The sequence below is a fragment of the Brevibacterium sp. CT2-23B genome, assembly GCF_013168765.1.
In the GTDB taxonomy this organism is placed as follows: domain Bacteria; phylum Actinomycetota; class Actinomycetes; order Actinomycetales; family Brevibacteriaceae; genus Brevibacterium; species Brevibacterium sediminis.
In genome coordinates this window covers 179,905-201,554 of the sequence record NZ_JABBYK010000001.1, presented here as the reverse complement: position 1 = coordinate 201,554, position 21,650 = coordinate 179,905, and the positions used below count along the sequence as shown (strand labels likewise).

General features: G+C 65.6%; 16 protein-coding genes. 5 read left to right on the top strand and 11 right to left on the bottom strand.

Translation table 11 applies throughout. From position 1 onward, the window contains the following. Nucleotides 1-84: 84 nt before the first annotated feature. A complete protein-coding gene (locus HIM68_RS00870; RefSeq protein WP_139907468.1) occupies nucleotides 85-447 on the top strand; it encodes a metallopeptidase family protein in 363 nt (120 codons plus the stop codon). 37 nt (nucleotides 448-484) lie between these two features. On the opposite strand, the gene HIM68_RS00865 is transcribed toward HIM68_RS00870, so the two are convergent. From HIM68_RS00865 to HIM68_RS19245, 3 genes are read right to left on the bottom strand one after another with little or no spacing between them, the layout of a single operon-like run. Next, nucleotides 485-1,942, bottom strand: coding sequence for a DUF5719 family protein (locus HIM68_RS00865; RefSeq protein ID WP_172168856.1), 1,458 nt, complete (start codon nucleotides 1,940-1,942; stop codon nucleotides 485-487). Next, nucleotides 1,939-5,040, bottom strand: a complete 3,102-nt coding sequence (locus HIM68_RS00860) for a glycosyl transferase (RefSeq protein WP_172168854.1) — start codon at nucleotides 5,038-5,040, stop codon at nucleotides 1,939-1,941. Before HIM68_RS00860 ends, HIM68_RS00865 begins: the two co-directional genes overlap by 4 nt. Then, a complete protein-coding gene (locus tag HIM68_RS19245; protein WP_367647405.1) occupies nucleotides 5,037-5,477 on the bottom strand; it encodes a WhiB family transcriptional regulator in 441 nt (146 codons plus the stop codon). The genes HIM68_RS00860 and HIM68_RS19245 overlap by 4 nt, the downstream gene beginning before the upstream one ends. Before the next feature lie 349 nt (nucleotides 5,478-5,826). Between HIM68_RS19245 and HIM68_RS00850 the strand changes: the two genes are divergently transcribed. The 4 genes from HIM68_RS00850 to HIM68_RS00835 are packed head-to-tail and all read left to right on the top strand — an operon-like array spanning nucleotide 5,827 to nucleotide 9,124. Next, a complete protein-coding gene (locus HIM68_RS00850) occupies nucleotides 5,827-6,954 on the top strand; it encodes a coenzyme F420-0:L-glutamate ligase (RefSeq protein ID WP_172168853.1) in 1,128 nt (375 codons plus the stop codon). 44 nt (nucleotides 6,955-6,998) lie between these two features. Then, complete coding sequence (locus tag HIM68_RS00845) at nucleotides 6,999-7,691, top strand: hypothetical protein (protein WP_139907464.1); 693 nt, start codon at nucleotides 6,999-7,001, stop codon at nucleotides 7,689-7,691. After that, entirely contained in the window at nucleotides 7,679-8,449 is a 771-nt protein-coding gene (locus HIM68_RS00840) for a CoA transferase subunit A (protein WP_039212669.1), read from the top strand. Before HIM68_RS00845 ends, HIM68_RS00840 begins: the two co-directional genes overlap by 13 nt. 12 nt (nucleotides 8,450-8,461) lie before the next feature. Then, complete coding sequence (locus HIM68_RS00835; RefSeq protein WP_172168852.1) at nucleotides 8,462-9,124, top strand: CoA transferase subunit B; 663 nt, start codon at nucleotides 8,462-8,464, stop codon at nucleotides 9,122-9,124. A gap of 409 nt (nucleotides 9,125-9,533) precedes the next feature. Here the strand turns inward: HIM68_RS00835 and manA are convergent, their stop codons facing one another. The 8 genes from manA to HIM68_RS00795 all read right to left on the bottom strand — a co-directional run bounded on the left by manA (nucleotide 9,534) and on the right by HIM68_RS00795 (nucleotide 21,578). Further along, entirely contained in the window at nucleotides 9,534-10,853 is a 1,320-nt protein-coding gene (manA, locus tag HIM68_RS00830) for a mannose-6-phosphate isomerase, class I (protein WP_139907462.1), read from the bottom strand. 290 nt (nucleotides 10,854-11,143) lie between these two features. Then, on the bottom strand, nucleotides 11,144-13,951 hold the full coding sequence (locus HIM68_RS00825) for an NlpC/P60 family protein (RefSeq protein WP_172168851.1): 2,808 nt from the start codon (nucleotides 13,949-13,951) through the stop codon (nucleotides 11,144-11,146). 265 nt (nucleotides 13,952-14,216) lie between these two features. After that, nucleotides 14,217-15,737, bottom strand: a complete 1,521-nt coding sequence (locus tag HIM68_RS00820) for an LCP family protein (protein WP_172168850.1) — start codon at nucleotides 15,735-15,737, stop codon at nucleotides 14,217-14,219. Nucleotides 15,738-16,081: 344 nt separating this feature from the next. Next, entirely contained in the window at nucleotides 16,082-17,230 is a 1,149-nt protein-coding gene (locus tag HIM68_RS00815; RefSeq protein WP_139470308.1) for an acyl-CoA dehydrogenase family protein, read from the bottom strand. Between the two features lie 38 nt (nucleotides 17,231-17,268). After that, a complete protein-coding gene (purE, locus tag HIM68_RS00810; RefSeq protein ID WP_172168846.1) occupies nucleotides 17,269-17,796 on the bottom strand; it encodes a 5-(carboxyamino)imidazole ribonucleotide mutase in 528 nt (175 codons plus the stop codon). Nucleotides 17,797-17,874: 78 nt separating this feature from the next. Continuing rightward, the gene (locus tag HIM68_RS00805) at nucleotides 17,875-19,077 is read right to left on the bottom strand and encodes a 5-(carboxyamino)imidazole ribonucleotide synthase (RefSeq protein WP_139470267.1); all 1,203 of its coding nucleotides are present in this window, start codon (nucleotides 19,075-19,077) and stop codon (nucleotides 17,875-17,877) included. 66 nt (nucleotides 19,078-19,143) lie between these two features. Beyond that, entirely contained in the window at nucleotides 19,144-20,415 is a 1,272-nt protein-coding gene (locus HIM68_RS00800; protein ID WP_172168844.1) for a methyltransferase, read from the bottom strand. Between the two features lie 53 nt (nucleotides 20,416-20,468). Continuing rightward, nucleotides 20,469-21,578 (bottom strand): alkaline phosphatase family protein, encoded by a 1,110-nt coding sequence (locus HIM68_RS00795; protein WP_229663886.1) that lies wholly within the window; start codon nucleotides 21,576-21,578, stop codon nucleotides 20,469-20,471. Between the last annotated feature and the right edge of the window lie 72 nt (nucleotides 21,579-21,650).

The following is a 21,650-nucleotide window of genomic DNA, read 5'->3' as shown; positions in this document are numbered from 1 at the left end:
ACGGCTGACACAGTCCCACACTCTACACGCCGCATCCCGCCGATTCGCTCAGGCACGGCGGCACCGCACGTAGAATGAAGTGCTATGAGACCAAGGCGACATCGCGACCGACATGGGCGGGGTCTGCGGTCTCCGCTGCACCGGGCCGAGGTGCCCGCGCGGCTGAGTCGGGCGGAGAGTTTTGCGAAGGTCGCGGCCGCCGAGTTCGCCCGCATGCGCAGGCACGAGCCCGTCCTCCTCTCCGAGGTGGTGCTGGCGGTCGATTCCGTCCCACCGGCGAGTTCGACAGAACCGAGCTTCGGCCGTGTGTTCCCGGCGGCCGGGGACCGTCCCACCCATATCGTCCTCTATCGGCGGGTGATCGAAGATCATGCCGGCAGTGACGTCCGGGATGCGCTCATCGCCGAGGTGGTGGCGGACCAGGTCGATATCCTCCGTCGCACCTGAGATCCGCAGTCACCGCAGGGTCCTGGTTCGTGAGACCTCAGCCGAGCCGGATATCCCGGTAGGCCACACCTGCTGGAGCGGGCGCCGGGACGACCGTGGAGATTCCGTCCTCGGTGGTCACGACGAGGGTCGCATGCACCCCATCGGCCTGTGAGCCCGAGGCTTGGGATCCTTTGAGGACGAGTGCGCGCACCGACTCCTCGGAGACGTCGCTCGGATTGAGCACGGTGGTTCCCGTCGGGTTGAGGTCGATCGATTGAGGATCGGTAAGCGTTCCGTCGTCGAGCATTCCCTGCACCTGCACATGTCCCTGACCGGGCGAGAGGTTCAGGGAGGACTCACCGGTGCGAGGAAGCGCCAGAATCTGGGTCTCGGCGAGGGAGTCGGTCGACGGGATGCTGCCGAAGTCGGCGGCACCCTTCTCACCGTCTTTGCCGATGAAGGCTCCGGCCTGGACGCGCTGAGAGGATTCGACGACGAGGCTCGTGGCGTCGAGATCCCCGAGATCGGCCTCGGCGACACCGCGGCCGACAACGGTCATCGAGGAACGGGGAATGTCGATCTCTCCAGCCGGCCCGTACGCCTTCAGGGATACCTCGGCGAGGTCACTGCTCGGGTTCGCGACCCGGACTCGCACATCCTTGCCGCTGACCCCGGTGAGCACCTGCTGGCGATCGGCCCCTGCACCACCGGCCGCGAGGTCGATGCCCTGCGGTTTGAGTCCGTCGAGGACGGTCTCCTGGACGGAACCGGCCAGGACTCCGCCGTCGACGGTGACGTCGACGGCAAGGGCCTCTGCCCCTCCAGCCAGCCCGCCCAGCGGGACGGCACGCTGCTGACCGGCCTTGATGCTGAGTTCGGTCGGTTCGGCGGATTCGCCGCCCGGGGTCATGAGCGCAACCTTCGCCTGGACGGGAACGTCTCCAGGATTGCTCAGCAGCAGCTGCGAGTTCGAGCCGGTGGCTCCGGATCCGGCGACGATCCGGAAGCTGCTCGATGCCTGGGCGCAGGTGAGGGTGGCGAGGCCCGTGAGGTCACCGGAGCTGCCTTCGACGGTTTCGAGGCCGGTTGTCAGGGCTGGAGCCCCGGGGCGGGCGAAACCGGTGACTAGCTTCGTCGAGTCGATGCTGTCGTCTCCGGAGACGAAGCCCTGGCCGGAGGGATTGTCGAAGTCGATCGAACCGCCGAGATCGGCGACCTGGAGACGGGCCGAGGAGGTCGATCCGTCTGCGGCTCCGATCGGTGCGGAGGCGGAGACGACACGGGTCGAGACCTTCGAGTCGTCGACGAATTCGGCATCGGTGCCTTCGGCTTCTCCGGCAGTGAGCAGGGGGCCGGGACAGACGACGCGGGTGTCCGCGGTGGGCATGCGCACCTGTTCCGGACTGCGGTCCAGCGTGCCGGGCGTCAGCGGGGTGAGGAACGAGGTCATGGCCACGAGCACCCCGGGCACGGCGATGGCCGTGAAGGTGACGATGCTGCGCTGGTGCTTCATGCCTGCTGCTCCTCACGACCGGTCTTCCGCGTCACATTCCCCGCCCGGCCGAAGGGGATGGCGACGATGAGGCTGAGCAGTCCGAGCACCCATCCGACGATGACGCCGATCGGGTAGAGGGGTGAGTTCAGCGAGATCTCGACCGTTCCTCCGGCTGCGGGGAGGTCGAATTCGCTTGCCCATGCCTCTTCGCCGGGCTTCGGCTGCGGCAGCGGCTCACCGTCGATGCTCGCGGTGATGCCGTGCGCTGCATCGGCGATGGTCAAGGCGCGACCCTCCTGACCGGCCGGAACCGTCGCGGTGGTGCCTTTCATCGCCGCCGTTGACACCTTCCCTTCGGCATCGCGGATGAGGAAACGGCCGCTGTAGGGTTTGTCGACGCGCCACAGCTGCCCGGACGAGGTGGGCCCGACCGGAAGGAGCCCCTCGGAGACGGATACCGAGTTGGTCAGGCTGCCGGCATCGGGGCCGACGAGGACGAAATCGACTCCGAGTTCGCCGAGGATGCTGCCGAGGTCACCGGCGTCATCGGCCGAGAGCGCGGACGCGGCCTGAGCCACGAGCACCTGGTCGGAGGTGATCGGCAGCGGGCGGCGCTGCCACGGCCACCCTCCTACGGTTTCTGCCGAGGTCACCGTCGATGTGCCCAGCACCGTGCCGTCGGCGGAGGCGATGAGGGTGGCCAGAACCTCTCCGTCGACATTGTCCAGGCGGAGAGTGCGCGCTTGGGTCTCCCCCGCTGCGCGGTCAGCGGCCAGTGCGGGGACGTTGCTGTCGGAGGTCGCGGTGACCGCTTCGGGCGAGGATGTGGCCCGTCCGGCGCCGATGGCGATGAGCCCGATGGCCGCTACTGTCACGAGCCCGACAAGGCCGCGCATCGGCAGCCGGCCGGACGCCGCGGAGACTCCCTTGGCCGCACTCTTCGCAGAGGACGAACCGGTGTCTCGGCTGCGTCCGGGGCGGCGACCGACGGTGCGGTCGGCGCCGAGGGACAGCAGCAGGATCGACCCCAGGCTGACCAGGGTCAGTCCCGCTGCGGGGTATGAGGCGATGAGGTGGAACGGTCCCGTCTCCGCGGGCAGATGCACCTGGATCGCGGCGAGGATGAGACCGCCGACGTAGAGTCCGACCGCCCAGGTCAGGCGAGAGAGTTCGAGCCGGGCTTCGATGAGGGTGAAGAAGGCCAGGATGAGCATCGGCAGCATCAGGACCGGCGCCCAGAGTTCGAGGGCGCCGGCAGAGACCCCGCCGAAGCCGAGATCGGAGATCAGCTTCGTCAGCCAGGACATGTCGAGCGGAGCAGGGAACCCGACGGCAAGCAGATAAGTCGGCACGGACTCGGTGGCCGTGGTCTGTCCGGGCATCGTGAGAAGAGTTCCCGGCTCGCGGACGACGGCCCACAGCCACGGCCAGCCCAGGAACACGGTCGGGGCGAGCAGCCACAGATGGCGCAGGCCACGTCCTGCCACGAGAAGCACCGCGGTGCCGAGGACCGTGACCAATAGGAGCAGTGGAATGCCCGCGGTGATGACGAACAGCAGCAGGCCGCTGCCCGCTGCCGCGGCGATCGATCCGTCCCTCAGGCTGCGGCGCAGAGTCAGCACCGCCAGCGGGGCACAGATCCAGACGAGGATCACGCCGAGGCGACCGTCCGACAGTGCGGCCGTGAACAGCGGAGACGCGATCCACAGCAGGGCGGCGAAGCCGCGCACCCATCGCCGTGCCAGTACGCTCCCCGCTCCCGCGTAGGCGGTGATGGCGGCCAGGATCGGCGCGGCCAACAGCAGGGAGCGGACCATGACATCGACATGGCCGAAGAAGAGGAGGGAGAGCACACCGAGGACAAGGTGGTAGGGGTCGGCCGGCACCGCCGCACCGGTCGAGACGTCGAGGTGACGTCCGAGGAGACGGTCGACGATCTCGCCGAAGCCGATGTCGGTCGAACCCAGGGCGCCGCCGTTGAGGTGGCCGGGACCGAAGAGTCGGAAGCTGATGACCCCGCTCATCACCACGGCGGCGAGGATCACATAGGTCAGGGGTGCACGCAGCAGACTGGAACCGCCGGAGATCTCCAGTCGGGAGAAGGAGTCGATGGCCTCTTCGGTGTCGCCGACCGGGTTGAGTTCGGCATCGGCGTCGGGGCCGCCGGTGGGAACCTCCGCCGGACGAGAGTCATCGCTCTCACCGCTCATCGTCCGGCGTTGAACGGCGAGTTCTTCGTCATCGGCGTAGAGCGCGGCGACATGTCCGGTGTTCGATCGTCTGGCCACACGGTTGCGACGGGCGTTGGCACGTCTCAGCGGGGCGGTGGTCGACACATCTGCGGGAAGGCCGATGAGCGCACCGAGGTGCCACCCGGCAGGACGGAAGTTATTCGACAGCAGCCCGCCGATGACTCGGCCGAGGTGGCCGAGAGCAAGGAGACAGAACAGCGAGACCAGCCCCTGACCGGCGAGGCTGAGACGGTAGCGCTGCTCCGTCCGGATCTGGGACTTCGACCTCGGCGGGTGGGGCGAGGAGCCGAGCCGGGCAGCGGACGCAGCGGAGATCTCCATCCGCGCTCGCGGGGCCAGCAGCACGCGGGCGCCGAGGTCGCGAAGACGACGGGAGTATTCGAGACCGGAATAGGCGGGACCGAGCACACGGGAGGGTGCCCCGATGCGCTCGAGTTCGGTGGTGGCCATGAGCAGGCCCGGCAGGTCGAGACCCAGAGTTTCGATCTGACTGTCGCGCTGGCCCTGGTCGATCTCCCCGGAGCCGACGGGGTTGAAACGCTCCCCCGCCGAGGTGGTGCTCACTCCGGCGGAGACGATGCGGCCGGAGCAGATGAGCTTCGGTCCGACGGCGGCGATGGATTCCGTCTCCCCGATGGCGTCGAGCAGCTCATCGAGGCAGTCTGGTTCGGGACGGGAGTCAGGGGTGAGGAACCACAGGAAATCCGACTCCGCGATCTCCGGCATCTCACCGGCTTCGCGGACCGTCCGCCCACCGAGATCCACCACGGGGATCTCGGGGTAGTGCGGACGAAGAGCTGTTTCGAGCTCGACCTTGCTGGCATCGTCGCCGGAGACGACGACGATGGTGACGGCTTGACTCACACGACCTTTTTCTTGAGCCGGCGGCGTTCGCGTTCGGACATTCCGCCCCAGATGCCGAAGCGCTCATCGTTGGCGAGAGCATATTCGAGGCATTCGGAACGGACGTCGCAGGAGGCGCAGACCCGCTTGGCTTCACGAGTCGATCCGCCCTTCTCCGGGAAGAACGCCTCGGGGTCGGTCTGAGCGCAGAGGGCCTGGTCCTGCCAGGACAGTTCACCGTCGTCTGCGGCTCCCAGCAGCAGGGACAGCGGAGAGACGGCGGAATTGTCCGGCGGCAGCGGCGTCAGATCACTCGGATCGACGGCCAGCGGATCCGGCAGCGTCTCGGGTGTACGTGCTCCCGGTTCGATGAACCAGTCTTCGGCACGGCGGGAGGTGACTCCCGGTGCGGCGGTGAAGTCTTCTCTCTCCCGCCATTCTCTCGGTGCACTTTGCACGGTTTTCCCCTTTCTCACGCTCGAGCAGGTCCAGTACCGTGACTGAGGCGATCAGTCCGATGTACGGTCGAATCCTGAAGGATCCCTGCTCGGCGCGTTCCCCTTAGGTATAAATTACACGCGTGTCATTACCGCCCCGTCAAGCCCTTATGGAGTATCGAGACACCCCGTGAGACGCTATTCGAACATGCGTTCACATGCACACGCGCCCAGAACCCCATATATAGGTCACGGCCCGGTCATAGGGCACAACCTGTGGGATTCGCCTGAGCAAACCTGGAGAATTTAGAAAGTGGGCACCCACAATGGGATTATGGAGAGATGAGAGTGGAATCACCGGTGGCCTGGCATGAATGACCGTCTGCTCACCGTCTACGCGCCTCCCGTCGAGGAAGAGATCGCGTCGGGCTCCGACCTCTCCGCGATCCTCATCAACGCCCTCCGGCGCAACCGCATCGACCTCAAGGACGGCGATATCCTCGTCGTCGCCTCGAAAGTCGTCTCCAAGGCCGAGGGACGCCTGCGTACGGTCTCAGATCGTGCCGAGTTCGAAGAACTCGTCGCGGAGACGGGCACCCACTTGGTCGCTGAACGCTCCTATCGCTCCGGCACCACCGTGCAGATCGTGCGCACCCCGGCGGGCACCGTTCAGGCAGCAGCGGGTCTCGACCAGTCGAACTCCGGCGGTGCCGTCATCCTCCATCCACTCGACAGCGACCGGTCCGCCGACGGCCTGCGCCGACGGGTCGAGCAGGCCTTCGAGGTGCGTATCGGTCTGGTCATCTCGGATACGAGTTCACGGCCGTGGCGGGTCGGGGTCGGCGATATCGCCATCGGCCTGTCCGGCTTCTCCGGTCTCGACGACCAGCGCGGTCGCCTCGACGACGACGGGCGCGTCCAGACCGTGACGGTACGCGCGATCGCCGATGAGATCGCAGCGGCCGCCGACTTGGTCAAGGGCTCCTCCCGCGGACTGCCCATGGCGTTGGTCCGCGGAGCCGGCGGATACCTCGACAACGGCCGCGAAGGCGCCCGTGCACTCTCCCGCGACCTCGGCGAGGACTGGTTCCGACACGGCCATGTCGAAGCCATTCAGCGCGGCCTGGGAGTCACCGACCTGCCCGGCAGCGCCCCTGCCGGCGACAACAGCGACGACATCCTCGAAAGGGTGTCTCGAGCGATCCGCGTCGTCCGCGCCGGGCAGTCGCGGACTCCCGGCCATGCAGCCTGGCGGATGCGGATCGAGGGGTCGGGATCGCGGATCTCGCTCAGCCCCTCTGACTCACCGGCGACCGCCCAATCGGGCGGCCCGCCCCTGCTCGAGGCGATGGTCGGGCTCGGATCTCTCGTCGAACGCCTCCATACAGCCCTCTTCGCCGAGGATCTCAGCGCCTCCACGCGCTATCACTGGGTCGATGGTGAGCTCGGGGCCTTCCCCCGCGGGGTGACGATCGACATCGGCCTCATCGTTCACTGACCCTCCCGACAGACTGCATTCGGAACACAATCATGGAAGCGGATATGGATCTCTCAGTCATCGCGCGCACCGGCGGGCCCGTCCTCATCTGGCGCGGGCCCGATTTCGATCGACTCGACCTCACCGGCCCGGTCGTCTCGAACTGGGTGAATAAGGGAGTCGGCCTCTTCGGCGACTACGACCTCGGACCGGACTTCACTCTCTTCGCTCCTCTGCCGGAGGGGCTGCACTGGCGCGAACTCGTCGCTGTCCTCAGTGTCCTGCTGGCAGGGGGCCGCGTCGTCATCGCGCACGAGGCACCGGACGAGGACTTCATGGCCTTCGTCCCCTTCGGCCACGAGGATGATGACCAGGTGGCCGACGCCGACGAGGTCTTCGTCTTCAATCCCCCGGCCCTGGCGCTGAGCACCCCGGTCGATACCGACTTCATCGACGTCAATTCCGCCATCCGCGCCTACCCCGATGTCACAGCGCGTCGCCTCGACGCTTCGGGAATCCTCGAAGTGGACGGTCAGATCATCGACTGGACGAGTTCCGAATCGACCGACGCTGCCCGCCCGCAGGGACTGCTCGCCTCGAACTCGACCCCGCTGCCGAGCGAGTGGCCGCGCTTTCTGCAGCACCTCCTCGGCGGTGGTGAGGTCCTGCTCACCAGCAGAGTCGACGATGCTCGCATCACGGACCTGGCCGCCGGGCTGGGAGTGGTCCATGGCACACTGGGCACATGGACAAAGTAGTTGATACCCCCGCAGCAGCGGTGGCCGACATTGCAGATGGATCATCGATCGCCGTGGGCGGCTTCGGTGTCGTGGGCGTGCCCGAATTCCTTATTCGGGCCCTCCAGGACCAGGGAGCCAAAGACCTCGAGGTGATCTCCAACAACGCCGGCGTCGACGGCCGCGGACTGGGCATCCTGCTCGCCGACGGACGACTCCGCCGCATCATCGCCTCGTATGTCGGCGAGAACAAGGAATTCGCCCGTCAGTACCTCTCCGGTGAACTCGAGGTCGAACTCACCCCGCAGGGCACCCTGGCGGAGAAGCTGCGTGCAGGAGGAGCCGGCATCCCCGGTTTCTACACCATCACCGGCGCCGGGACGCAGGTCGCCGAGGGCGGCATGCCCTGGAAGTACGACTCTGACGGCAACGTCGTCAAGGAATCTCCGGCCAAGGAGACGAAGGTCTTCGACACCTTCGGAGAAGAGAAGGAATACGTCCTCGAGAAGTCCCTGGCTCCCGACTACGCACTTGTGCGTGCCGCGATCGGTGACCGGCACGGCAACCTCGTCTTCCACTCCTCGGCGCGGAACTTCAATCCCCCGGCCGCACAGTCGGCTCGCATCACCATCGCCGAGGTCGAAAAGCTCGTCGAACCCGGCGAGATCGATCCGGACATGGTCCACGTGCCAGGCGTCTTCGTCCACCGCGTGGTGCCGCTGACGCCCGAACAGGTGGCGGACAAGCCCATCGAGAAGCGCACCGTACGAGAAGCCTGAGGAGACACAGAAATGTCATTGACACGCAATCAGATGGCGGCCCGTGCCGCCCAGGAACTCGAAGACGGCAGCTACGTCAACCTCGGCATCGGCATGCCGACCCTGGTGCCCAATTTTCTGCCCGAGGGTGTCCACCTCGTGCTCCAGTCGGAGAACGGCCTGCTCGGCGTCGGCCCGTACCCGACCGAGGATGAGATCGACCCCGACCTCATCAACGCGGGCAAGGAGATCGTCACGATGAACCCGGGCGCCGCGTACTTCGACTCAGCGGCGAGCTTCGGGATGATCCGCGGCGGCAAGATCAACGCCGCGATCCTCGGCGCCATGCAGGTGGCCACGAACGGCGACATCGCGAACTGGATGATCCCGGGCAAGATGGTCAAGGGCATGGGTGGCGCAATGGACCTCGTGCACGGTGCCCAGCGCGTCATCGTCATCATGGACCATGTCGCCAAGGACGGTACGCACAAGCTGTTGAAGTCGTGCGAGCTGCCGCTGACAGGAAAGGGCGTCGTCGAGCGCATCATCACCGATATCGCCGTCCTCGACGTCAGCGGTGACGCGTTCACCCTCGTCGAACTCGCCCCGGGCGTGACCGTCGACGAAGTCAAGGAGAAGACAGGCGCCGAGGTGATCGTCCCCGAGGACGTCCCCACCATCGAGGTCGCCGCCTGAGTTCCAGGTGACCGGCCCGGGCCTCACGCGTGCAGTGTCCGAACGAGGACACTTGGTGATCGAACAGTGGTCACGTTCGGATGCTCTCTCTGATCGCTCAGAAGCATCCGAACGTGACCACTGTTCTGTGTTCTGCTGCCAGCGCACCGCAGTCTTGACCACCCACGCGCTGGCGTCGACCGCCGCCGAACACCGGATTCGTCCGTCAGGACCGTCGGACGTTGCTCGACACCGTAGGAAACGCAGATTGTTGGGCCGATCCACGGTGGTTACGTTGAAGCAATCACCGCGGATCGACCCAACAATTCTGCGGGAGGCCCTGCACACCGGTTCGCAGGGGTGAGTAAGCATTCGCTGGGGCGAGTTGAGCAGACGAGCTCAGCCGCCGGTGGTGGCGGACAGCGCGCGCTCAGCGGCCGGCAGCTCCGGAATTCAGTCCGGTGGTCGCTACGAACACATCGCCGTGGCCATCGGCCGTCACCGTCGGTTCGTTGGCCGCGATGAAGGCGCTCTGCCCACGTTCGAGGGTGAGCGTCGAGCCGAGCGAGCTGAGTGTGACAGTTCCCGCGGTGCACAGCACGATCGCCGCACCGCGCCGTTCCACCGTCGTCGTGCGCGGGCACCGCAGTGCCTGCAGAGCGAAGTCATCGGTGGGTCCCAGCAGCATTCCCGAGTGATCGGGTTCGACCATCCGGGGTGCACCGGCGTGGAAGTCCGTGATCTTCGACAGCTGTTCGATGTCGACGTGCTTCGAGGTCAGCCCGCCGCGCACGACGTTGTCGCTCGAGGCCATGATCTCTATGCCTGTGCCGAAGAGGTAGGCATGCAGCACTCCGGCGTCCATGGTCAGCGCTTCTCCCGGCTGCAGGTGAACTCGGTTGAGCATGAGTCCGACCAGCGCGCCGGGGTCATGGGGATAGTCGGTGACCAGCTCGCAGAATGTCTGCGCCGGGTCGACCGCGCTGCCTGACCGGCTGATGTGTCCGACCGGCAGTTCGTCGATCCCATGGGCGGCGACCTCGTCGACGAGCCCGGGCGTCCGCGGATCGCTGAGGATGATTTCAACGGCGCGTGACAGCGCCTTGGATTCGCTGAAAGACTTCAGCGCTGCGATGATCGCTCCGAGCACGTCCAAGGACGGCGGAGTCAGCGGCTGGGAGAGCATCCGTTCGAACGTGGCTCGCACGGCCTTGCGCGGGCGGAACCCCGTGAGCGCGTGGAAGTCGGTGAGCGCGTAGATGAGCTCCGGTTTCGCCGAGGCGTCCTTGAAGTTCCGGTCGGGAGCGTCCAGCGCCGGTCCGGCCGCTTCCTCGGCGGCGAATCCGGCCCGGGCCTGTTCGCGATTCGGGTGCACCTGGATCGACAGGGCCTTGCTCGCCGAGAGCACCTTGAGCAGGAACGGCAGTCGCGCTCCGAAGGACTCGAGGGAGTCGTGGCCGAGCAGACCTTCAGGGTCCCCCGCCAGGTACTCGATGAGGTTGGGTCCGAGCCGAGGCTCGGCCTCCGTCGCCACGCCGCCCGTCGGCTGCTGCCCGCCGAGGCGGTTCTGCCGTTCCAGCGGAGCCTGGGACGGCGTGTGCCCGACGTCGAGTCGAGAGGGGCTGACCGGGTGGGCTCCGAGCCAGAGTTCCGCGCAGGGGGTGCCGTCCGGGACTGTGCCGAGGATCGCGGGAATCGCGTCGGTGCTGCCCCATTCGAACTTCTTGACCGTATTGTGCAGACGATGCACTGCGGGCCCCCTTTTGACAGGATCGATTTGGATTCACATCCGGTGATTTCCGGTTGTGCTCAGTCCAGCCTAGCCCCGCTGTCGTGGCCGGGGTCGGCACTTCACTGACTGTTCAGCCGAAGTCACAATCTATTCACCGCTTGTCACCTGCGCAGATACATATCGACCGGTCACTGCCGCAACCGGAATCGTCCGGGAAACCAGACAGTGCCCCGAGGGAGATCCACAATGGGTTCGTCCTCGGGGCACTGGCCGGCAGGCGCTGTACGCCCTGTCCTCGATGCCTGGTGTCAGCCGACTACGCGGATGACCTTGGCTCCACGGTTCAGCATCCAGCTGTAGCTGCGCTTCGTGGTGTTCGTCCGCGTCGAGCCGGCATCGTACATCTGGCCCTTGGTCTCGGAGATGATTCCGATATGACCGGGGATCCAGATCAGGTCGCCGGCCTTGGCGTCCTTGAGCGAGATCTCCTTGCCGGCGTAACGCTGCTGACTGGTTGTGCGCGGCAGCTTGATGCCGTTCTTGCCATAGACGTACTGGGTGTAACCCGAGCAGTCCCAACCGGACTTCGGCGAGGTCCCGCCCCAGACGTACTTGACGCCGAGGTTGGCCTTCGCATCCTTGATGATGGACGCACGCTGGGCCGCGATCTTCTCGGCCTTGGACGGCTTGTCCTTCTTCTTGTCGTCGTCCTTCTTCTTGTCGTCCTTGGACTTGTCGTCCTTCTTCTTGTCGTCCTTGGACTTGTCGTCCTTCTTCTTGTCGTCCTTGGACTTGTCGTCCTTCTTCTTGTCGTCCTTGGACTTGTCGTCCTTCTTGGAATCATCCTTGGACTTATCGTCCTTCGAGTCCTTGTCGTCTGCAGAACCTTCCCCGGAGTCTGCAGGCGACTTGTCATCGGTGGAATCGTCTCCCGGCGGCGTCGCGCCGCCCGGAGCATTGTCGTCGCTGACTCCGCCGGCGATCGAACCCTTGGGAGAGAACTCGGTGGTTCCGTAGCCTTCGGCCCAGACCAGACGTGCGCCTTCGAAGAGCTGCTCACCGCGGCCCTTCTTGTAGACCACGTCCGACTTGGGGTAACCGAGGTGACCCTTGACGGTCCCCTTGTCACCCCAGTACTTCATGATGGTGCCGGAGGTGTAGTGGGCGCCGGTGTTCTTCGACCAGTAGAACGAGCCCTTTTCGAAGCGCTGTGCGACGCCCCCGCCCTTGAGGCCGCCCTTCTCCGCAGAGGTGGGCAGCCCCAAGTCGGTGACTGCATTGCCCTTGTACGCCGAAGCGATCGCTCCGGACAGGTGGTAGGCACCGGTCTTCTTGGACCAGTAGACAGTGCCCTTCTCGAACTTCTGAGCCTTGGCGCCAGAAACGCCCTTGACGTCGTATTCCTTGCCGAGAGCCTTGCCGAGCTTGTTCTTCTCGGCGTACTTCTCGATCGAGGTCTTCGCCTTCGGCTTCTCGGTCTTCTTGTCGTCGTCCTTGGACTTGTCGTCGTCCTTGGACTTGTCGTCGTCCTTGCTGTCGCTGGGCTGTTCGCCGGTCTTCAGGATCGAATTGACCGTCGAACGCATCTCACCCAGCTTGGCGTAGAAGGCGTCACCCGGGCAGTCGGTCTGCCCCAGATCGCGGTGGCCGACCAGGTTCGACTTCGTCGCTTTGGAGATTCCGTTGATCGAGAACTTCCAGGCGATCGCCGAGGCGACGGCATCGCGTGTCTTCTTCGGCGGGGCCGCGCTGTTGTAGGTACCCAGCACGGAGATGCCGAAGGTTCCGGTGTTGTGTCCGGCGACGTGAGCGCCGATGACGGCCTTCGAGACGTCACCGCCGCGAGCGTGCCAGAGGCGGCCGTACTTGTCTGCGACGACGTTGTATCCGATGTCGTTCCAGCCGCGGCCCTGCTGGTGGTAGGCCTGGATACCGCGGATGATTCCGGGAACATCGGCAGCCGAGTAGCTGTTCGAACCGGAGGTGTGGTGAACGACGGCCTGCTTGATGCCGCTGGCGTAATCGGGGCTGCCGCGGTAGGCCTTGGCACCCCACGAGCTGCGCGAGCCGATCTTCGGCTTCGACACCTTCTTCGCCACGGTGTCCACCGTCGACGATCCGGGTACGTAGTTCTGGTTGGTCACCGTCGCGCCGGCGGCCGCATCGACGTTCTCTGCGGATGCCGCCTCGGCGTCGGTCGAGTCCTCGGTCGACTGCTCCGGCGCGGTTTCAGCACCGGCAGAGTCGCCGCTGACCTGATCGTCGAGCTCGACGGGATCGTTCTCGGCGACGGCCTGAGCGTCGCCGGCGTCCCGCTTCGGATCGACGAGGACGAGTTCGGCCTCGCTCGGCGCGGAGTCACCGAGGATGCGCATCTGCACAGCGGAAGCGTTCGACACCGTCATCGGCTCCGAACCCTTGTTCTGGGCTTCTTCCTGCTGCTCTTCGTCCAGGGTGTCCCAATTGCCCCATTCCGAACCCTGCTTGGTGCGGACCTGGATGCGGATATTGGACTTCGACTCGGAGAAGGTGAAGCCGACAAGGCTCGGGTTGTTCGCGGGAACGTCGAGGACATCGGAGATGAGCGCGATGTTCACTCCGTCTTCGGTCTTCTGACGGACCGAACCGGAGATGTCGTCTTCGCCCTCGGCCTTCGACTCGTCGGACGAATCTTTCGCGTCCTCGTCCTCGGACTTCGGGGTCTCGGTCTCTGCGCCCTCGGCAGGAGCCTGCTCGGTCTCGGACGGCGCCGATCCCTCGGACGGCGCGGCGTCGTCGCCCCCGGAGGTCAGTCCGGCGGAGACGTTGTTGACCGAAGCCGCAGATGCCGACGCCGAAGCGTTGACGATATCGGGCACCTTGGCCGAGGCCAGTGCAGTCTGCGACTTGAAGATATTCGGCAGATTGCTCGTGGCGCTCTGGTTGGCGGCAGTGGCGGTGGAATCACTGGAATCGCGGGCACCGGGGACGTTGAGTCCCTCTTTGCTGACGTTCAGCGCCTCTTTGGACACATCAGGCGTCGTCGTGGCTGCGGAAGCCGACGGTGCCGTGACCGCTAAGGTGCCGACCAGCGCAATAGAAGCGCAGCCCGCAACAGTGGGCAATAGATATTTCATCGTTACAGCCTTTTCGAGGAAGACAGGGAAGTTCAGGCCTCGAGGTCCCCTTCACCGTTGGCAGAACGGTGGGCAACCCCAACATCTCAAAATTGTTACACATTTTCGGCGTGTCAGACTAGCCACAGAGCAGAATATTCTAATTACACGAGTGTGGTTCCCAGTATTGACAAGGGACACACCGAGCAAAAGATTTTCCCGGAATCGTCATGGGAACGACCGATTCGGTCATTGGTCTCATCACGACCGACCTCACAGCAGCGCCTCACGGCACGTAGCAGATCGCCTTTGCGTCGGCTTCTTCGCCGTTGTCAGCTGAGGTGTCGCCGGCACCCTGTGCCAGCAGCTGCGGCCCTGAACCGGAGTTCGGATCGAGTCCCGCATCGACTCCGGCAGCGGCTGACAGGTCGCTTCCGGGAACCGAGAACGCGCCTTTGTCCTCTTCGGAGGACTTCGACGACTCCTCGATCTTATCGGCTACCAGCTGATGTGCCACATTGAAGTCGGGCTGTGACGGAGTGATACGCGGCGGGGTGAGGTCGACGGATTCGATCTTCTGCGACTTCACCTTGAGCGCGAGGTCGACGAACGAGTCCACCTGAGACGAGGGGATATCAGTCGACACGGCCCCCGGAGTGGCTTTCGCAATCGACTGGTAGCGGGTGAGCACGGTGGCCGGGTCGAGCTGTTTGACCATCGCCGTCTGCACGCAGCGCTGGCGGACCATCCGCTCGTAGTCGCTGGAGAACTCTCGGGAGCGGGCGAACCACAGCGCATGGAAGCCGTCGAGCTTCTGTTTGCCCGGTTCGATCCATCCCTTGACCGGCCCATGCTCGCCCGTGGTCGGATCGACCTTCGACGAGATCGGCACTCGCTTGCCGGAGACGAGGGTGATTCCGCCGAGGGAGTCGATGAGGTTTTCGAATCCCTTGAGATTGATCATCGCGTAGTACTGGACCTCGAGTCCGGTGGCGCCCGAAACGGCGTCCATCGTCGCCTGCTCGCCGGCAGTCTTCGGGTCCTCGAACTCATCCTTGTGCTGTTCGCCCTGCTGGAAGACGGCATTGAGCAGACATTCGTCCCCGCAGTTGTATCCCTGCGGGTAGTGCTTGTGCAACGGCGAGTCGTCCGGGAACGGCACGTTCTCCATATTGCGAGGCAGGCCGATGATGACGGTTTTGCCGGTCTTCGCATCGATCGAGACCAGCGACAGCGAGTCCGGTCGGATTCCTGTCCGCCCTTTTCCGGCGTCCGAACCCAGCAGCAGGATGTTGTATCGACCGTCGACGGGTTTGAGTGCCTTGCCCGAGGCGAACAGGTCGCTCATCAGTCCGCGCTGCGAGTTGAGAATCGTCGTCCCCCAAGCCAAGGGGCCCACGACGATGAGCAGGAGGGCACAGAAGGCCGCCACGAAGCGTTTGCGGGCCCTTCGGGAGATCGTGACGATCCGGATGCGCCGCAGGGTGTCGAACAGGCACACCGCCCAGTTGATCGCGATGACGGGCACCCAGATGGTCAGAAAGGTGAGGATGAAGGGGTTCGTGCCGATGGTGAAGAGGAACGTCCGGCTGATGAGGACGATCACACCGGCGATCAGAGCAAGGATCCAGCTGATGGCGGTGATCGACAGAGAGATCTTCGCCCAGCGGCGGTGGCCGAAGAGCAGCTGCACTCCCCCGGGCACGAGAGCCGTGACGAGCAGCAGAAGCCACGCCCGCACATCACGCGTCGGCTGCGAAGCATACGACGGGTGGCGGATCGGGTCCACATATCTCGTCTCAGCCACTGACTTCCCTTCGCTTCAGGCTCTGCTCACGGACTGCTTCCGGCATCGACATCCGCGGGTGGCCACACAGGCCGTATCGCCCCATCGGGTGTCCACAGCAGACAACTGTGCCAAAGACACTTCAGAGTCCACTGTGTTCACCTATTGTGTCGCGTGAGAACCATCGATTCCGGCACATCCGCGCCGCGCATGTCGGATTCGTCGCGTGTGCGATTCTTCACAGACAGAAGAACGGGCGCCGCAGACTCCCGTCTGGGGAATCCGCGGCGCCCGTTCGATACAGACCGGACGGCACCGTGCAGCCTTGACCAGGTGCGGCCTGCCGCAGAGCGTCCGAACCCGGTTCAGGCGAGGAGTTTGCGTCCCATCACCATCCGCTGGATCTGATTGGTGCCTTCGTAGATCTGCGTGATCTTCGCATCGCGCATCATCCGCTCGACCGGGTGGTCCACGACGTAGCCGGCACCGCCGAGCAGCTGCACGGCGTCAGTGGTGATCTCCATCGCAGCATCGGAGGCGAAGGCCTTCGCCGCGGCGCCGAAGTACGTGAGGTCCTCATCGCCGCGTTCGCTCTTGGCGGCAGCGGTGTAGGTCAGCTGGCGTGCCGCCTCGAGCTTCATGCCCATATCGGCGAGCATAAACTGGATCGCCTGATTATCGGCGATCGACTTGCCGAACTGCTGCCGATCCTTGACGTAGGCCAGGGCGTAGTCGAGCGCGCCCTGGGCGACGCCGACGGCCTGCGCGGCGATCGTGACTCGAGTGTGGTCGAGGGTGCGCAGGGCGATCTTCAGGCCTTCCCCGGGCTCACCGACGATGCGGTCGCCGGGCAGGCGGACATTGTCGAAGAGGAGCTCGCGGGTGGGCGAGCCCTTGATGCCGAGCTTGCGCTCCTTCTCACCGAAGGTGAAGCCCTCATCGGACTTCTCGACGACGAAGGCGGAGATGTTGCGTCCGCGGGCTCCGTCGGGGTCGGTCACGGCCATGACCGTGTAGTACTCGGATTCTCCGGCGTTGGTGATCCAGGTCTTGACACCATTGAGGATCCAGTCGTCGCCGTCGCGTTCGGCGCGGGTCTTCATCGATGCGGTGTCGGATCCGGCTTCGCGCTCGGACAGTCCATAGGAGAATCCTGCTTCTCCGGCGGCCACGGACGGGAAGTACTTCTTCTTGATCTCTTCGCTGCCTCCGAGCTGGACGGGCATGCTGCCGAGCTTGTTCACAGCCGGAATGAGCGAGGACGAGACGCAGCCGCGTGCGACCTCTTCGATGATGATCGCCACGGCCAGCGCATCAGCGCCCATGCCCCCGTACTCTTCGGGGATGTGCGCGGCGAAGAAATCCGTCTCGACGAGGGCGTCGTGCGCCTCCTGCGGGTAGCGGGAGTCCGCATCGACCTCGGCCGCGAACGGCGCGATCTTCTTCTCGACGACATTGCGGACCGCGGCGCGGATCTCTTCGTGCTCTTCGCTGGGCTGGTACAGGTCGAACATCATTCTCCTCAGACTTATCAAACGTTCAGCAAGCCCTATTATTCCTGCAGCGCCCGGCCTTTGTCGAGAGCGACCTGCCGCAGCTGGCTCCGATAGTCGTCGAGACGCGTGCGCACAGCCTCAGCTTCGGCGCCCTGACCGGCCCCGAGGATGCGCGCCGCCAGCAGGCCGGCGTTCTTGGCGCCGCCGATCGAAACGGTGGCCACGGGAACTCCTCCGGGCATCTGCACGATGGACAGCAGCGAGTCCATTCCGTCGAGGTACTTCAGGGGCACGGGGACTCCGATGACCGGAAGCGAGGTCATCGACGCGATCATTCCGGGCAGATGGGCCGCTCCCCCGGCTCCGGCGATGATCACCCGGACGCCTCGCGCAGCCGCGGACTTCGCCCAGTCGACCATGTCCTCGGGCATGCGGTGGGCGGAGACCACCTCGGCGCTCGATTCGATGCCGAGTTCGTCGAGGGCGTCGGCGGCTGCTTTCATCGTCGGCCAGTCCGAGTCCGAGCCCATGACGATGCCGACCGGAGCCGCCGCGTCAGTGGAGTCTTCATTCGCTGTGGTCATCTGTGCTTCCTTCGTTGCAGGCGGCTGATATCCGCGTATCGGTGCCGGGTGGGTCCGGGGTGCAGTCGGCGCCGGGACTCAGCGTGCGCCGGGTTCGCTCTCGGCCCGGAGATTCTCCGGAGCGGGCATCTGAGGATGCGGATCGACGTCGACGCCGGCGATGAAATCGGCGGCATGCCGCGCTCGAGCGAGCACGAGCTGCCGATCCTCGCCGTAGGCGTTCACGTGGCCGACCTTCCGACCCGGGCGCACCCCCTTGCCGTAGAGGTGAACCTTGACCGCCGGGTCGTGAGCCATGACGTGCAGGTACGGCTGATAGAGGTCCTCATGATCAGCGCCGAGGATGTTGACCATCACGGACACGTCCTCCCGTGCCGCGGGGCTGCCGAGGGGAAGGTCGAGAACCGCGCGGAGGTGCTGTTCGAATTGGCTCGTCACCGCTCCGTCCTGGGTCCAGTGCCCGGTATTGTGCGGGCGCATTGCGAATTCGTTGATGAGGAACCCCTCGGCAGTCTCGAACATCTCCATCGCCATGACGCCGGTGACCTCGAGGGTGCCGGCGACAGTGAGGATCGCTTCGGTGATGGCCCGCGCCTTCTCATCACGCAGATCGGGAGCCGGGGCGATGGCCTCCTTGCACACACCGTTCTGCTGCCAGGTCTCGACGACCGGCCACACTGCGGTCTGCCCCATCGGGGACCTCCCGACCATGACGGCGAGCTCCCGGGTGAAGTCGACCTTCTCCTCGGCGAGCAGCTGGGGAACCTCGTTCAGCCACTCGACGGCCTCGTCGAGGCTGTCGATGACGCGCACACCCTTGCCGTCATAGCCTCCGCGGGGCGTCTTGAGGATGAAGGGGTATCCGACACGAGCGGCGAACGCTTCGACATCGGCGGCCGAGGTGATCTCCGCCCATGCGGGGTTGGGCAGACCGAGCTCGTCCATCTTCGTGCGCATCCGGATCTTGTCCTGGGCGAAGATGAGGGCATCGGGCCCGGGGCGCACTGCGTGTCCGGCCTCGACGAGGGCCTGCAGATGCTCCGGTGGGACGTGTTCGTGGTCGAAGGTGATGACGTCGACGGTCTCGGCGAAGGCCTTGAGCGTCGGATAGTCCGTATAGTCACCGACGGTCACCTCGTTGATGACCTGTGTGGCGGGGGCGTCGGCGGTCTCCGCAAGAACGGAGAAGCGGACGCCGAGGGCTTCTGCGGCGGGGGCGAGCATGCGTGCCAGTTGTCCGCCGCCAATGACACCGATTCGAGGAAAAGTCACGTGTTCCATCCTATCTTCCGCGCCGGTCGCGGATCGACTGCGGTCAAATTGTGGATCGGCCGAGCGGTCGGCAGCTCATCTCAGTCCCAGTCGCCACAGTGAGGTCACTTCGGCGCTGCGGGCAGCGTGGAGCGCGTCGGCGGTATCAGCGGCGCGGGGATGGCGGGGCACCGTGTCGATGCGTTCGAGCACGCGCAGTCCTGCCGCCTCGATGCGTTCGCGGAGCTCACCTGAGGGCCTGAGGCCCAATCGTTCGGCGAGGTCGGAGATGATCAGCCATCCCTCCCCAGCCGGTGTGAGGTGGTCGGTCAGCCTCTCGACGAAGCGGTGGAGGACAGCGGAGTCCGGATCGTAGATGCCGATCTCGAGTGCCGAGGTCGGCTGGGCCGGCAGCCACGGCGGATTGCACACGATGAGGTCGGCACGACCGGGCGGAAACAGGTCAGTCTCGATCACGCTCACATCGGCACCAGGACAGAGACGGTCGAGGTTCTCACTGGCGCAGGCGACGGCGCGCGGGTTGATGTCGGTGGCCACCACTGTCGCAGCGCCGCGCCGCAGCAGGATCGCGGCGAGGACTCCGGTCCCCGTTCCGAGGTCGAATGCGGTGCCGGTCGTCTGCGCGGAATCCGTGTCGGTCGAAACCGGACCGACGTTCCTTCCCCACGGCAGGGGCGTCTGCGCGACGAGATCGAGGTACTCTCCCCGCACAGGCGAGAAGACGCCGTAGCGCGGATGGACGGAATCGCCCAGAGCCGGGATCTCGACTCCTCGCAGCTGCCATTCATAAGCGCTGAGCACTCCGCCGAGTTCGGTGAGCGACACGCAGACCGGTCCGTCGGCCGGGCCGTAGGCGGCGCGGCAGGCGGCGGCGACGTCGGGGGCACGGCGCAGGGCGAGGTCGAAGTCCGGGCCGAGCTCGACGACGACTCTGCCGAGCAGCCGGGCCCGCTGCTCGATGGCGTCACGTTCCGCGAAGAATGACAGCGCGGGATCGAGAGCAGGGCCATCGCTGTCCCCGGGTCCCACGAATCGGTCTCTGCCCCGTCTGTCGCGGGACCGACCCCGGCCGCCGCGACAGCCGCCGGAACGTCGACCCCCTGTGCCTTCACGGTTTCCGCCGCGGTCGCCTCTGAGCCGACGGCTCATCGCCTGGACGAGTTGACGGCCGTTGTGGAAGTCTCCGCGCCACAGCAGTCCCACTCCGGCGCGTGTCAATCGGCAGGCTTCGTCGGCGGTTGTCTCGTCTCCGATGATCTGCACAGTCGCGGGAGGCGGCGCCCCGTTCTCAGAATGCCAGTGGGCTGTGCGGCCGATGCCGTCCTCGGTCCAGCGGATCGTCGTCAACGGGTGCTCCCAGAAGGTCGGTGGTGAGTCATCTCGGCTGCAGTCGGCACCGCTCACACGACGAGCAGCGGGATCTCCAGCTCCTGCTCCGTGGTGGAACCATGGTGACCGATGAGGGCCAGCGCCGAGGCGGATTCCACTTCCGAATCGACCACGGCGAAGCCATCGGTGCAGATGACGAGGAAATCCCCGATCCGCGGATAGACGTGCGGGGCGACTGGACCGAAATAGCCGCGGTCGATCGCCGAGGCCTTCGGCAGGATGAGCCCGCGGTCGTCGAGCGTCTCCTGCCAGACCGAGAGCACGTCCGCCTCCGCGCCCTCAGCAGCGTAGAGATGCAGTGCGCGCGGCTCTCCGCCGACGTGGCGCAGGCCGGCCTTGAGCTCAGGGAGTTCAGCGAGGTCGAAACGACGTTCGTGGTCGACGTCGACCATGCCGTGGTCGGCGGTGATGAGCATGGTCGCGTCGTGCGGCAGGTCGGAGGCGAGTCGGGACAGGGCGAGATCGACGCGTTCGAGTTCTTCTGTCCAAGCGGCGGAGTCCGCACCGTGCACATGACCGGTCTTGTCGAGATTGCCCCAATAGAGGTACACGAGGCGGCGACCCGGAGCCCTCGCCTCGGCGAGAGCCTGGGCACAGCGCTCCTCCAGGCTCTTCGAGTCCCGGAATCTGCCTCCGCGCAGCGAGGCCCGGTTGAGGCCGCGTCCGGCGAACTTCTTCTCTCCGAGGCTGACCACATCGATTCCGGCATCGGTGAGGCGTTCGAAGAGCGTCGCATCGGGGACCCAGGCGACGGGGTCGACGTCGAGGTTCCACGTCAGCTGGTTGAACACCGCGTCCTTCTCCGGGTCGAGGACGCGGTAGCCGACCACGCCGTGGGCGCCGGGCAGGCGGCCCGTGGCCAACGACGACAGAGAGTTCGCCGTCGTCGACGGGAATCCGGCGGACAGGGTACGGCGTGTTCCGGCCTGCGACCGGAAGAAGGGAGTGTACCCGCTGTAGCGGCGCAGCTGCTGCTCCCCGAGACCGTCGATGAGCACAACGATCGTCGCCCGGGACTCCCGGTCGAGTCCGAGCGTTCGTGCACGATCGGACATCGGCGCATCGAGGGCGTCGGCCGCACCGAGGCTCAGCGCCGCGGCGGGAACGACATCGGAGAGCATGGGACCCGCATAGTCCGGGGGCCCCAGGCGCTCAGCACCGGATGGGTCCTGCTGCCTTTGACTCGTCGAGTC

Bases quoted from the DNA above. Each gene is read 5' to 3' on its own strand.
- HIM68_RS00870 (WP_139907468.1), top strand. From the start codon at position 85: ATGAGACCAAGGCGACATCGCGACCGACATGGGCGGGGTCTGCGGTCT.
- HIM68_RS00865 (WP_172168856.1), bottom strand. From the start codon at position 1,942: ATGAAGCACCAGCGCAGCATCGTCACCTTCACGGCCATCGCCGTGCCC.
- HIM68_RS00850 (WP_172168853.1), top strand. From the start codon at position 5,827: ATGAATGACCGTCTGCTCACCGTCTACGCGCCTCCCGTCGAGGAAGAG.
- HIM68_RS00845 (WP_139907464.1), top strand. From the start codon at position 6,999: ATGGATCTCTCAGTCATCGCGCGCACCGGCGGGCCCGTCCTCATCTGG.
- HIM68_RS00840 (WP_039212669.1), top strand. From the start codon at position 7,679: ATGGACAAAGTAGTTGATACCCCCGCAGCAGCGGTGGCCGACATTGCA.
- HIM68_RS00835 (WP_172168852.1), top strand. From the start codon at position 8,462: ATGTCATTGACACGCAATCAGATGGCGGCCCGTGCCGCCCAGGAACTC.
- HIM68_RS00825 (WP_172168851.1), bottom strand. From the start codon at position 13,951: ATGAAATATCTATTGCCCACTGTTGCGGGCTGCGCTTCTATTGCGCTG.
- HIM68_RS00815 (WP_139470308.1), bottom strand. From the start codon at position 17,230: ATGTTCGACCTGTACCAGCCCAGCGAAGAGCACGAAGAGATCCGCGCC.
- purE (WP_172168846.1), bottom strand. From the start codon at position 17,796: ATGACCACAGCGAATGAAGACTCCACTGACGCGGCGGCTCCGGTCGGC.
- HIM68_RS00805 (WP_139470267.1), bottom strand. From the start codon at position 19,077: ATGGAACACGTGACTTTTCCTCGAATCGGTGTCATTGGCGGCGGACAA.
- HIM68_RS00795 (WP_229663886.1), bottom strand. From the start codon at position 21,578: ATGCTCTCCGATGTCGTTCCCGCCGCGGCGCTGAGCCTCGGTGCGGCC.